This window comes from Mesorhizobium sp. B2-3-10, assembly GCF_006442275.1.
GTDB classification, from domain to species: Bacteria; Pseudomonadota; Alphaproteobacteria; order Rhizobiales; family Rhizobiaceae; genus Mesorhizobium; species Mesorhizobium australicum.
Genome location: NZ_VFVT01000007.1, coordinates 269,452 through 282,071, shown reverse-complemented (window position 1 = coordinate 282,071; position 12,620 = coordinate 269,452). Strand labels below are relative to the sequence as shown.

Annotated in this window: 15 protein-coding genes; 12 read left to right on the top strand and 3 right to left on the bottom strand. The window is 62.3% G+C overall.

What is annotated here, in order from left to right; translation table 11 throughout:
* Window positions 1-6 precede the first annotated feature (6 nt).
* The 3 genes from FJ943_RS21590 to FJ943_RS21580 are packed head-to-tail and all read right to left on the bottom strand — an operon-like array spanning window position 7 to window position 2,740.
* A complete protein-coding gene (locus FJ943_RS21590) occupies window positions 7-972 on the bottom strand; it encodes a PDR/VanB family oxidoreductase (RefSeq protein WP_015318903.1) in 966 nt (321 codons plus the stop codon).
* The gene (locus FJ943_RS21585; RefSeq protein WP_140724662.1) at window positions 969-1,565 is read right to left on the bottom strand and encodes a dimethylamine monooxygenase subunit DmmA family protein; all 597 of its coding nucleotides are present in this window, start codon (window positions 1,563-1,565) and stop codon (window positions 969-971) included. Before FJ943_RS21585 ends, FJ943_RS21590 begins: the two co-directional genes overlap by 4 nt.
* A gap of 41 nt (window positions 1,566-1,606) precedes the next feature.
* The gene (locus FJ943_RS21580) at window positions 1,607-2,740 is read right to left on the bottom strand and encodes an aminomethyltransferase family protein (RefSeq protein ID WP_140724659.1); all 1,134 of its coding nucleotides are present in this window, start codon (window positions 2,738-2,740) and stop codon (window positions 1,607-1,609) included.
* A gap of 286 nt (window positions 2,741-3,026) precedes the next feature.
* On the opposite strand from FJ943_RS21580, the gene FJ943_RS21575 reads away from it, so the two are divergent.
* The 12 genes from FJ943_RS21575 to FJ943_RS21520 all read left to right on the top strand — a co-directional run bounded on the left by FJ943_RS21575 (window position 3,027) and on the right by FJ943_RS21520 (window position 12,429).
* Window positions 3,027-3,314: a hypothetical protein gene (locus tag FJ943_RS21575; RefSeq protein WP_140617370.1), complete on the top strand. Its 288-nt coding sequence runs from the start codon at window positions 3,027-3,029 to the stop codon at window positions 3,312-3,314.
* 11 nt (window positions 3,315-3,325) lie between these two features.
* Entirely contained in the window at window positions 3,326-3,703 is a 378-nt protein-coding gene (locus FJ943_RS21570; RefSeq protein ID WP_015318907.1) for a hypothetical protein, read from the top strand.
* A 32-nt stretch (window positions 3,704-3,735) separates the two neighbouring features.
* Window positions 3,736-3,897, top strand: a complete 162-nt coding sequence (locus FJ943_RS21565; protein WP_015318908.1) for a hypothetical protein — start codon at window positions 3,736-3,738, stop codon at window positions 3,895-3,897.
* Window positions 3,898-3,911: 14 nt separating this feature from the next.
* Window positions 3,912-5,318 (top strand): APC family permease, encoded by a 1,407-nt coding sequence (locus tag FJ943_RS21560; protein WP_140507951.1) that lies wholly within the window; start codon window positions 3,912-3,914, stop codon window positions 5,316-5,318.
* A 45-nt stretch (window positions 5,319-5,363) separates the two neighbouring features.
* The gene (locus tag FJ943_RS21555) at window positions 5,364-6,053 is read left to right on the top strand and encodes a hypothetical protein (protein ID WP_181174600.1); all 690 of its coding nucleotides are present in this window, start codon (window positions 5,364-5,366) and stop codon (window positions 6,051-6,053) included.
* Window positions 6,050-6,379, top strand: coding sequence for a hypothetical protein (locus FJ943_RS21550; RefSeq protein ID WP_140724656.1), 330 nt, complete (start codon window positions 6,050-6,052; stop codon window positions 6,377-6,379). The genes FJ943_RS21555 and FJ943_RS21550 overlap by 4 nt, the downstream gene beginning before the upstream one ends.
* 83 nt (window positions 6,380-6,462) lie before the next feature.
* Entirely contained in the window at window positions 6,463-7,359 is an 897-nt protein-coding gene (locus tag FJ943_RS21545) for a glutamine amidotransferase family protein (protein ID WP_015318912.1), read from the top strand.
* A 4-nt stretch (window positions 7,360-7,363) separates the two neighbouring features.
* Window positions 7,364-8,086, top strand: coding sequence for a GXGXG domain-containing protein (locus FJ943_RS21540; RefSeq protein ID WP_015318913.1), 723 nt, complete (start codon window positions 7,364-7,366; stop codon window positions 8,084-8,086).
* A 6-nt stretch (window positions 8,087-8,092) separates the two neighbouring features.
* Window positions 8,093-9,421, top strand: coding sequence for an FMN-binding glutamate synthase family protein (locus FJ943_RS21535; protein ID WP_015318914.1), 1,329 nt, complete (start codon window positions 8,093-8,095; stop codon window positions 9,419-9,421).
* 63 nt (window positions 9,422-9,484) lie between these two features.
* A complete protein-coding gene (gene glnT / locus FJ943_RS21530) occupies window positions 9,485-10,792 on the top strand; it encodes a type III glutamate--ammonia ligase (RefSeq protein ID WP_015318915.1) in 1,308 nt (435 codons plus the stop codon).
* A 92-nt stretch (window positions 10,793-10,884) separates the two neighbouring features.
* Window positions 10,885-12,138 (top strand): sarcosine oxidase subunit beta family protein, encoded by a 1,254-nt coding sequence (locus tag FJ943_RS21525; protein ID WP_140724653.1) that lies wholly within the window; start codon window positions 10,885-10,887, stop codon window positions 12,136-12,138.
* 15 nt (window positions 12,139-12,153) lie between these two features.
* On the top strand, window positions 12,154-12,429 hold the full coding sequence (locus FJ943_RS21520; RefSeq protein ID WP_140617375.1) for a sarcosine oxidase subunit delta: 276 nt from the start codon (window positions 12,154-12,156) through the stop codon (window positions 12,427-12,429).
* The last annotated feature ends 191 nt before the right edge of the window (window positions 12,430-12,620 follow it).

Genomic DNA, 12,620 nt, shown 5'->3' with positions numbered 1-12,620 from the left:
CGCCTCCTATCTTTCCAAGACCAGCGACCTGCCCTCGAAGCGCGACACGCACGGCATGATCTTCCTGCCCGAACGGTGCTCTTCCTCGCTCAGCCAATGGTCGTTGTGGATGAATTTGCCGTCACACGAGATGACGTTGGTCTCGCACTGGCCGCAGACGCCGCCACGACAAAGATAGGGCGGATCGACGCCGGCGGCTTCGATGGCTTCCAGCAGGCTCTGCTGCTCGCCGACGCGGATGGCCTTGCCGCTGACGGCAAGCGTCACGTCGAATGGCAGGCCGGGCTGCGGCGCCGCGAAATGCTCGTAGTGGACGGTCTCCGGCGGCCAGCCCAGGCTAGCTGCGCGGTCGCGCACCCAGTTGATCATGCCGGCCGGGCCGCAGACATAGAGGTGCGTCCCGAGCGGCTGCGAGGATAGCAACCGGTCGAGTTCGATCCGCTCCTCGAGGTCATCGTGATAGAGCCGAACGCGACGGCCGTAGCGTTCCCTCAGCACGTCGGCATAAGTGCCAAGCGAAGCGGTGCGGCAGGTGTAGTGCAGTTCGAAATTACCGCCCTCCCCCGCCAGTTGCGCGGTCTGGGCCATGAACGGCGTGATGCCGATGCCGCCGGCCAGCATCAGGTGTTTCTTGGCGCGAAGATCGAGCGAAAAAAGATTGACCGGATAGCTGATCACCATCTCCAGGCCCGGCTTGACCGACCTGTGCATGAACAGCGAGCCGCCGCGACCGACGTCGTCGCGGCGCACCGAGATGGTGTATTCGCGCGTGTCTAGCGGCGAGCCCATCAGCGAATAGGGATTGAGCCTTGTGCGCTGGCCATCGCGCATCTCGACCACGACATGGGCGCCGCCGGAAAAGGTCGGCAACAGCTCGCCATCACGCCGGCGAAAATGGAACCGCGTGACCAGCTCATTGACCGGGACGACATCGCTGACGACGACGTCGAGCTTGGTGGTGCCGGTGCTCATCGAAATATCTCCTCCATCGGAGGAATTTCACTGCGATCCTCGGCATTGATGCAGACGCCCTGGAAAGCGGCAAGGCGCCGGGAATAGTGATCGCGCACGAGAAGCAGCAGGCCACAATGCGAGCAGGTCGCCGGCTGCGTCGTCACATTCTCGGTGATGCCCTTGCAGTGCACGCACTGCATGCGCCGTGCCAGCGAGCCGCGATGCTCGGTCTGCATGGAGGTGTGGTCGATGCCGGCTTCGAGCGCCACCTGCATGGCCTGCCCGATCAGCCCTTCGGTGCCGGCGAGATAGAGGCGCAGCCCCATATGCGCGTTATCAAGCGTCTGCTTCAGACGCGGCAGCAGACTGGCGAAGGACGGGGCCACATGAAGCTGGGCTGGCTTCAGTGCTTCGAGAGCGGCACTGTATTTCCCGTCAGGACCGGGAATGAAGACGATCTCGGCACAATCGAAAAAGCCAGGTGGCGCGGTTCGGGCCATATCGGTAATCGCCAGCGCGCCTTCGGCGTCGGCGATGAACAGATGATGCCTGCCAGGCTGCGGAGACAGGGTTCCGTAAATGGGCCGGCTGATGATGGTCTTGGCTGCCATTCTCTCTTTGTGCCTCGAAAACCTTCGCTGTCGATTATGCCTCAGCCTTTCGCCGTGCGCTTGGTCTTCTTGGGATCGTCGAACGGCAAGGGCTGCGCCGTCGCCTTGATCAATCCGCTCTTGTTGCGGATTTCGAGCGCGGTGTCCTTGACCGCGCAGTCGACGTCGAGCCGGGCGATGCCCATCGATTTCTCGACCAGCGGCGAATACATGGCGCAGGTGACAACGCCGACCTTTTTGCCGTCGCGATAGACCGGAGCGCCCTCGTCCGCCGGCTCCTTGCCGTCGAGCAGGACGCCATAGATCTTGAAGCGCTCCTTGCCCTTCAGGCGATAGTGCTCCTCGGCACCGCGAAAGCCGGTCTTGCCGGGGCTGACGGTGAAGTCGAGGCCGAGCTCCCAAAGCGTATCGCCGGGGCCTTCATTCTCGAACGGATACTTTTGGGAGTTGTCGTAGGGGTAGAACAGCAGGTAGCTTTCGACGCGCAGCATGTCGAGCGTGGTGAAGCGGCAGGGAATGATGCCGGCGTTCTTGCCCTCGTCGAGAATCCTGTCCCAGATCGTGCCGGCGTCCTGGCCACGGCAGAAGATCTCGTAGCCGCGTTCGCCGGTATAGCCGGTGCGCGAGATCATGACGGGAAAGCCGAACAGCTGCGTCTGCATGTGATGGAAGTAGTTGAGGTCGCGGATGCCGGGCACGTGCTTGGCCAGATAGTCGACCGCTGTTGGCCCCTGCAGCGACAAATCGTGCAGATTGTCGTCGAAGCGCAGCGACACGTCCCGTCCCATCGCCGCCCGCTGCAGTTCCTCATGGCCGGTACCCGAGCCGTGTACCACCATCCAGGAATTCGGTCCCATGCGGTAGAGGATGCAGTCGTCGGTGAATTTTCCCGCCTCGTTCAGCATGCAGGCATAGGCCGACTTGCCGGGATAGATCTTTTCAACGTCACGCGTGGTGGCGAGGTCGATCAGATGCGAGGCGTGCGGCCCTGTGATGTGCACCTTCTTCAGGCCGGAAACATCCATAAGGCCGGCCTTGGTGCGGATGGCGATATATTCCTCGTCGGCATCCTTGTCGTAGGTCCAGGCGGTGCCCATGCCGCTCCAGGCTTCGAGTTTCGAACCCAGCGCACGATGGCGATCCGCCAAGGTCGAAAATCTCCAGGATGCCGTCATCCGCTCGTCCTCCATTCGAAAATGCTGCTGTTCCCTGCTCCCGTGCGCAAGGCCGGGAGCTTGGTCGAATATTGATCGCAAACGTGGGAGGCCCGCAATCCCCTGCAAGCAAATAATTTCATTGTCAGGCAAAATCGCTCGTCCGAACTGAGCGGTTAACTCAGCGTAAATTCGTCTTGACAATTGCGAAATTCGGCCTGAACTTATGAAAAAAATTTCACTCTCTTGAAAGAGAGCGGCGGGCGGTGGATTCGGAACCGGGCGTCGGCAAAGAAGGGGAAAACCGATGGCAGACCTGCAGCAGCGCATCGAGGCGCTGTACCGCTCCGACTTGCGCGGATCCGCGCTCCTGATCATCTGCCTGTGGGCGACGATCCTCTTCGTCCTCTTCATGACATGGCCATACATTCCGCAGGGCGGCATCAAGGCCGTCGTCGCCATTGCCGCCGCCGCCGTGCTCATCTTCAACACGGCAGCCATCCTGGCGATGGTCAAACACTACAAGGAAGACAAGGAGTTCATCTACGGGCTCGACATCAAGAACGCCGACGCGTCCCGCAACCGCAAGTCCTGAGGGGAGAAACAATGTCCCGCTATACGCCGCCGGAGCAGAGCAAGGCCGGGCAAGTCTTCGACATCGCCGTTGTCGTGGTCGCCATCTTCGTGGCGCTGTGGCTGCCGCTGAAGCTTGGTCTTGCCGGTGCCGCAAAATCAATCGACGCGCTCGACGCCAAGACCTGGGAAGCGCTCGGGCAGAATCCGACCATGGCGTCAATCTGGGAAAAGCTCGGCTATACGCCCGAGACCGCGCACGACATCATCCAGAACCGGTTCCACTACATCATCGACTGGCCGACGCTGATCATCATGGCGGCCGTCCTGATCGGTTATTTCGTGTTCCTGTTCCGGGCATCCGACCGCGAATATCGCGATGTGATCAACGAGAAGTTCGACGACAGGTAAAGTTTGGCGACGAAGAATTTGGGGACACGATCATGTGGGTGGCACTCTCTTACGCATGCTGGGGCATCTCGATCGTGCTCGCGCTGTGGATGCTCTACGACTGGTTCAAGGTCGATACGAACTACTCCGAGGACGTTTTGACCTCGTCGCGTGAAGGCGAGCTTGAAGCCGCTTCCGAAAAACACCGGATCTGAGTGGGGATTGATCGATGACGGTCGCGCTTGAAAACACCACCACCACCACAATTCACGGCGACCGGGTATCGCTGCTTCGGGTGCTTGGCCCGGCCCATGTCTGGGCGCTCGGCGTCGGCATCGTTCTGGTCGGCGAGTTCACCGGCTGGAATTTCTCGGCCGACAAGGGCGGCGCGCTGGCTGCCCTGATCGTGTGCTGGGTCGTCGGGCTGCTCTACACCTCGGTGGCCATGATCGATTCCGAGGTGACGTCGACAGTGGCCGCCGCCGGCGGCCAGTATGCGCAGGCCAAGCACATTGTCGGGCCGTTGATGGCGTTCAACGTCGCGCTGTTCCTGGTCTTTGCCTATACGATGCTGGAAGTGTCCGATGCCATCCTGCTCGGCGACACCATCGTCGCCAAGGCGGGTGTGGAAGGGCTGACCCACAATTCCTTCATCGCCGCCACCATCGTGGTGCTGGCCTGGCTCAACTATCGCGGCGTACTGATGACGCTCAACGTCAACTTCGTCATCACGGCCATCGCCTATGTCTCGATCGTCGTCCTGTTCTTCTCGGTCAGCCCGTGGACGCAAGGCGCGGTGCTGAAGCTCAACGAACTGGTCACTCCAGGCAACGCGCTGCCCTATGGCTGGATCGGCGTCATCGCCGCCTTCCAGTTCGGCATCTGGTATTATCTCGGCATCGAAGGGACCACCCAGGCCGCCGAGGAAGTGCGCTCGCCGGCACGCTCCCTGCCCTACGGCACCATGGCCGGCATGATCACGCTGCTCATCGCCGCCGCCATGACCTGGTATGTCTGCGCCTCGCTGATGCCTTGGGAGTATCTCGGCATCACCTATTATCCGCTGTGGGACGCCGGCAAACTGACTGGCAGCCCGCTGCTTGAGAACCTCCTGTTCATAGCGACGCTGCTCGCCGCGCTTGCCTCCGCCAATGGTTGCATCAATGACGCGGCGCGCGCCTGGTTCTCGCTCGGCCGCGACCGCTATCTGCCGAGCTGGTTTTCGGCGGTGCATCCGAAATACCGCACGCCCTATCGCTCGATCCTGTTCCTGCTGCCGATCGCGTTGGCCTTCGCCTTCATCGCCGACCTCAACCAGGCGATCACCTTCTCGATCCTGTCGGGCGTGCTGCAATACACCTTCATGAGCATCAACATCATGATGTTCAGGAAGAAGTGGCCGCTGGGCTCGATCCGCCGCGGCTACACGCACCCGTTCCATCCGCTGCCGGCAATCGTCCTGTTCTGCCTGTGCGTGGTGACCTTCTTCGCCATCTTTCTCGGCTTCGGCTCGCAGTTGATCGCCATGGTCGCCTTCTATTTCCTGATTTCGCTGTGGTTCCATTTCTATCGCTACAAATTCGTGCGGCGTGGGGACCAGTTCACCATGCCGTGGCCGAAACCGCAGGGCTATTGATGGGAGTAGGCCCGTCCAGGATTTGGATGGGCCTTGCACGATAAAATGTCAGACGTGACATCAGCACTGCTTGCCGGGGCAATTGTCCTGGCTCTCGTCCTTCACTTTGCGTGGCAGGCGCGCCGCAGCCGCGACAGGGCCTCGGCAGCGCTGGCCGCCGATGAGGCGGGCATTCGCGCCGTCGTCGCGGATGCAGACAATGTCTCGGACGGCACCGCCGGCGTCATCACCTGGGAAGGATCATGGAACGGCCAACGCGTGCAGGTGCGCACCATCGTCGACACGCTGGCGACGCGGAAACTGCCGGCGCGCTGGCTCAGCGTTTCGATCACCGAGAAGGTCTCGGTACCTGCCATCTTCGACATGATGATGCGGCCGGGCTCGCCGACGACGTTCTCCAATTTCGACCATCTCCAGCATACGTTGCCGAAGGCGCCCGGTTTTCCGGCCGAGGCGGTGCTGCGGACAGACCGCAGGGGCACGCGGTTCCCGCAGAGCCTCATCGCCGGCCATATGGAACCGTTTTCAGAAGGCCGCGCCAAGGAGCTGCTGATCACGCCGAACGGAGTGCGCATCGTGTGGCTGCTGGCCGAGGCCGAGCGGGCACGCTACGGTGTCTTCCGGCAAGCCGCGTTCGGTGACACACGGATCGATTCTGCGCTGATCGAGCGGTTGCTGGTGTCGCTCTCGGATCTGCGCGACGCCATCAACCGAAGCGAACGGCAGGCCGCATGAGCACTTCAGACACTTCGCCGGCGCCAGTGAGCCCTTATCTCGTCCTGGGCGCCGCAATCGTGCTGCCGGCAAGCGGTCATGTCATTCTGGGCATCCCGGTGCGCGGACTGCAGTTCCTTTTCTTCATGGTCGTCCTGGCCTGGGTGACCGCCAGGATTTCACCGCCGGACGCCAGCTTCGTCGGCCGTCACGCCGGCGGCTTCCTGATCTATGCGCTGTCGATCCTCGACGCCTACAAGATCGCCCGCATCCGTACCGCCAAATGGGCTCATAATGCCCGGACGGAAGGAAACGATACGCAGAGCGGCATTGAGCCGCATACGTAACCAGAGGAAAATTTCTTTCATGCCATTGAATTAGAGGATTTCATTCGGTACATCATCTTAGTCACAAACGTCGGGAGGCTGACATGTGCGGAATCGTTGGACTTTTCCTGAAGGACAAGGCGCTGGAGCCGAAGCTCGGCGCGATGCTGTCGGAGATGCTGGTATCGCTCAGCGATCGCGGCCCTGACAGTGCCGGCATCGCCATCTATGGCGCGACATCCGGCAACGAGGCCAAGATCACCATCCAGTCGCCGAAGCCGGAACGCGATTTCCGCGGCCTGGACGCCGAACTCGCGAAGGCCGTCGGAGCGCCGGTGAGCATTGCGGTGAAATCGACCCACGCGGTGGTCAGGACCACGCCGGACAAGGTCGACGCGGCGCGTGAGGCCCTCCAGTCGCTCAGGCCCGACATCCGCATCATGGGCGCCGGCGAAGCGGTGGAAATCTACAAGGAAGTCGGCCTGCCCGAAGCCGTCGTCGATCGCTTCGACGTGCGCAAGATGACCGGCACGCATGGCATCGGTCATACCCGCATGGCGACGGAATCGGCAGTGACGACGATGGGTGCGCATCCTTTCTCGACCGGTGCCGACCAGTGTCTCGTGCACAATGGTTCATTGTCGAACCACAACAATGTCCGCCGCGAATTGATCCGCGAAGGCATGAAATTCGAGACCGAGAACGATACCGAAGTGGCGGCCGCTTACCTTTCCTCGCAAATGGCGCATGGCAAGAACCTCGGCGAGGCACTTGAAGGCACGCTGTCCGACCTCGATGGCTTCTTCACCTTCGTCGTCGGCACCAAGAATGGTTTTGGCGTGGTGCGCGATCCGATCGCCTGCAAGCCCGCCGTGATGGCTGAGACCGACCAGTATGTCGCCTTCGGCTCGGAATATCGCGCGCTGACCAAACTGCCCGGCATAGACAATGCGAGGGTCTGGGAACCGGAGCCCGCAACCGTTTATTTCTGGGAGCATTGAGTTCATGCCGGCAACCTCCAAGGCAACGCGCGACAGCCATGCGCGCGTCTTCGACCTCGACGTCCTGTCGCTGCGCGAACTCAATCAAGCGCTCCACAATCTGGCTCCGGGTTCGAACGAGACGGCGTGGGAAGTGCTCAACCCGAAAGGGAGCCATTCGGTCGCCGTGGGTGTCGATCATCCTGTCAGCATCGATGTGCGCGGCAGCGTCGGCTATTACTGCGGCGGAATGAACTCCGGCAGCGCCATCACCGTGCACGGCTCGGCCGGCCCCGGCGTTGGCGAGAACATGATGTCGGGCTCGATCACCGTCAAAGGCGATGCCAGCCAGTATGCCGGCGCCACCGGCAAGGGCGGGCTGCTGGTCATCGAAGGCAATGCCTCGTCGCGCTGCGGCATCTCGATGAAAGGCATCGACATCGTCGTGCACGGCAATATCGGCCATATGTCGGCCTTCATGGCGCAATCCGGCAACCTGGTTGTTCTGGGCGATGCCGGCGATGCACTGGGCGATTCCATCTACGAGGCGCGGCTCTTCGTGCGCGGCAAGGTCGACAGTCTCGGTGCGGATTGTATCGCCAAGGAGATGCGGCCCGAGCATCTTGAACTGCTGCAGGGTCTGCTCGACCGCGCCGGCGTGACCGGCGTCAAGCCGTCGGAGTTCAAGCGCTACGGCTCGGCGCGCACGCTCTACAATTTCAATATCGACAACGCCGACGCGTATTGAGGCAGCATGACCTATCGCAACCCGCCGACGACGCCGCGCAAATCCGCGACCTTCGACGACTACACGCTCTCCGAAATCCGCCGCGCCGCGGCGACCGGCATCTACGATATCAGAGGTGCCGGCGCCAAGCGCAAGCTGCCGCATTTCGATGACCTTCTGTTCCTCGGCGCCTCGATCTCGCGCTATCCGCTGGAAGGCTACCGCGAGCGCTGCGACACATCCGTGGTGCTCGGTTCGCGCCACGCCAAGAAGCCTATCGAACTGAAGATCCCGATCACCATTGCCGGCATGAGCTTCGGCTCGCTGTCCGGTCCCGCCAAGGAAGCGCTCGGGCGCGGCGCGACGCTGTCGGGCACCTCGACCACGACCGGCGATGGCGGCATGACAGAGGAAGAGCGCGGCCATTCCAAGCAACTGGTCTATCAGTACCTGCCCTCGCGCTACGGCATGAACCTGCGCGACCTGCGTCGCGCCGATGCGATCGAAGTGGTCGTCGGCCAGGGTGCCAAGCCCGGCGGTGGCGGCATGCTGCTCGGCCAGAAGATTTCGGACCGTGTCGCCGAAATGCGCACGCTGCCCAAAGGCATCGACCAGCGCTCGGCCTCGCGCCACCCCGACTGGACCGGACCGGACGATCTCGAGATCAAGATCCTCGAACTGCGCGAAATCACCGACTGGGAAAAACCGATCTACGTCAAGGTCGGCGGCGCCCGGCCCTACTACGATACAGCGCTTGCGGTGAAGGCCGGCGCCGACGTTGTCGTGGTCGACGGCATGCAGGGCGGAACGGCGGCGACGCAGGAAGTGTTTATCGAGAATGTTGGCCAGCCGACGCTCGCCTGCATCAGGCCGGCGGTGCAGGCGCTGCAGGATCTCGGCATGCACCGCAAGGTGCAGCTCATCGTCTCAGGCGGCATCCGCAACGGCGCCGATGTGGCCAAGGCGCTGGCGCTCGGCGTCGACGCCGTGTCGATCGGCACCGCGGCACTCGTGGCGCTCGGTGACAACGATCCCCGCTGGGAGGCGGAGTACAACGAACTCGGCACCACATCGGGCGCCTATGACGACTGGCATGAGGGCAAGGACCCTGCCGGCATCACCACGCAGGACCCCGAACTGATGAAGCGGGTCGACCCCGTGGCCGCCGGGCGCCGGTTGGCGAACTACTTGAAGGTGATGACGCTGGAGGCGCAGACCATCGCCCGCGCCTGCGGCAAGAACAGCCTGCACAATCTCGAACCCGAGGACCTCGTCGCATTGACGATCGAGGCTGCCGCCATGGCCGGCGTGCCGCTGGCCGGCACCAACTGGATACCGGGGAAGAACGGCTTCTGATCAACAAAGGGCCGAAGGCCATATGCTCTAGGGCCGACAATCGATAAGAAATGGGGAACTTCAGTGACAGTTGATCTTGCAGAGTTCGCAAGGGCGAAAAACGTCAAATATTTCATGATTTCCTACACTGACCTGTTCAGTGGCCAGCGTGCCAAGCTGGTACCGGCGCAAGCCATCGCCGACATGCAGAAGGACGGTGCCGGCTTTGCCGGGTTCGCCACTTGGCTCGACCTCACGCCGGCACATCCCGACATGCTGGCGGTGCCGGATCCGGACTCGGTCATCCAGTTGCCATGGAAACCGGAAGTCGCCTGGGTGGCCGCCAACTGCATCATGGACGACAAGGACGTCGACCAGGCGCCGCGCAACACACTGAAGCGGCTGATCGCCGAGGCAGCCGCCGACGGCATGCACGTCAAGACCGGCGTCGAGGCCGAGTTCTTCCTGATCTCGCCGGACGGCAAGACGATCTCCGATGAATACGACACGGCATCGAAGCCTTGCTACGACCAGCAAGCGGTGATGCGCCGTTACGATGTCATCGCCGAGATCTGCGACCACATGCTGGCGCTCGGCTGGGGCGCTTACCAGAACGACCACGAGGACGCTAACGGCCAATTCGAGATGAACTGGGCGTTCGACGATGCGCTGCCGACCGCGGACAAGCATTCCTTCTTCAAGTTCATGGTCAAGTCGATCGCGGAAAAGCATGGGCTGCGCGCCACTTTCATGCCCAAACCGTTCCAGGGCCTGACCGGCAATGGCTGCCATGCCCACATCTCTGTCTGGGACAAATCGGGCAAGACCAATGTCTTCGCCGACAATTCGATGGAGCTCGGTCTTTCCGCCAAAGGCAAGAACTTCCTTGGCGGCATCATGAAGCACGCTTCGGCGCTCGCCGCGATCACCAACCCGACGGTCAATTCCTATAAGCGCATCAACGCGCCGCGCACCATTTCGGGCGCGACCTGGGCGCCGAACACGGTGACCTGGACCGGCAACAACCGCACCCACATGGTGCGCGTGCCCGGCCCCGGCCGCTTCGAATTGCGTCTGCCCGATGGCGCTGCCAACCCTTATCTCCTGCAGGCGGTCATCATCGCCGCCGGCCTCGACGGCATCCGCTCGAAGGCCGATCCGGGCAAGCGCTACGATATCGACATGTACCAGCATGGCCACACGGTGAAGGGCGCGCCCAAGCTGCCGCTCAACCTGCTCGATGCGTTGCGCGAGTTCGACAAGGACAAATCGCTCAAGGCGGCGCTGGGTGAGGAATTCTCGTCGGCATATCTAAAGCTGAAGCACCAGGAATGGAATTCCTATGCTTCGCATTTCACGCAATGGGAGCGCGACCACACGCTGGACATCTAGAGCATCGGACCGAAAAAGTGTGACACGGTTTTCGGCAAAGGCGATGCGTCAAGAAAGTTCCTGTGTGGGGCGGGCGACCTCGGAATGAACGTATGAAATACTCGATCTTCTCGCTCGCCCGCGCCGCTCTTTCCGGCCACAAAAACTGGCAACGCACCTGGCGCGACGCCGCGCCGAAGGACCGCTACGACGTGGTGATCATCGGCGGCGGCGGCCATGGGCTGGCCACCGCCTGGTTCCTGGCCAGCGAATTCGGCATCAAAAATGTCGCGGTGCTGGAAAAAGGCTGGATCGGCTCCGGCAATGCCGGCCGCAACACCACCATTATCCGCTCCAACTACGGCCTGCCCGGCAATACCGGCTTCTACGAATTGTCGATGAAGCTTTGGGAACGGATGGAGCAGGACCTCAACTACAACGCGATGGTCAGCCAGCGCGGCGTCATCAACCTCTACCATTCCGATGCGCAGCGCGACGCCTATGCACGGCGCGGCAACACCATGCGCATCAACGGCATCGATGCCGAACTGCTCGACCTGGCGGCGGTCAAGAAGATGATCCCGTTCCTGAACTTCGACAATGCGCGCTTTCCCGTGCAGGGCGGGCTGCTGCAGCGGCGCGGCGGCACGGCGCGGCACGATGCGGTGGCCTGGGGCTACGCCCACGCTGCCAGCGAACTCGGCGTCGACATCATCCAGAATTGCGAAGTCACGGGCTTTGTCAGGGACGCCAAGGGCAAGGTGACTGGTGTCGAGACCTCGCGCGGCAGGATCGGCGCCGGCAAGGTCGGCATGGCGGTAGCCGGGTCCTCATCGCGCGTCGCGGCGATGGCTGGCCTGCGGCTGCCGATCGAAAGCCATGTGCTGCAGGCCTTCGTCTCGGAGGCGATCAAGCCGCTCATTCCCGGCGTCATGACGTTTGGCGCCGGCCATTTCTATGTCAGCCAGTCCGACAAGGGCGGGCTGGTCTTCGGCGGCGACATCGACGGCTACAATTCCTATGCCCAGCGCGGCAATATGCCTGTCATGGAAGATGTCTGCGAGGGCGGCATGGCGCTGATGCCGATGATAGGCCGCGTCCGCCTGCTGCGCCAGTGGGGCGGCATCATGGATATGTCGATGGACGGCTCGCCGATCATCGACAAGACACCGGTCGACGGGCTCTACCTCAATGCCGGCTGGTGTTATGGCGGCTTCAAGGCGACACCCGGCTCAGGCTTCGTCTTCGCCCATCTGCTTGCTCGCGATGAATCGCACGCCGAGGCCGCCCGCTTCCGGCTCGACCGGTTCCGGTCTGGTGCTGTCATCGACGAAAAGGGCCAGGGCGCCCAACCGAACCTGCACTGAGGACAGTCGAAAAACATGCGTATTGTCTGTCCCTTCTGTGGTGAACGCGAGCTCGGCGAGTTCACCTATCTCGGCGACGCCAAGCCGGTGCGGCCGGCGCCTGGAGCGTCGGAAGATGAGGTCTACGATTACGTCTATCTGCGCGACAACATCGCCGGCGTGATGGATGAGAACTGGTATCATGGCGGCGGCTGCCGGGCCTGGCTGAAGGTCACCCGCAACACGCTGACGCACGAGATTTCGGCTGTGGAACCGGCAGCGGGTGCCGGGGCGAGGCAGGTTGCGAAATGAATATTTCCTGCCAACTCGGCGCCGCCCCTCACCTGCCTGCCGGCATCCTCTCCCCGTATAATGACGGGGAGAGGGGTGCTGCCGTCCCCGGTTTCGCCGATCGCCAGCGCTGCAAGAAGGAAGCCAACTTAGCGGCCAGCCCCCTTCTCCCCGCCACCATACGGGGAGAAGTGCCCGGCAGGGCGATGAGG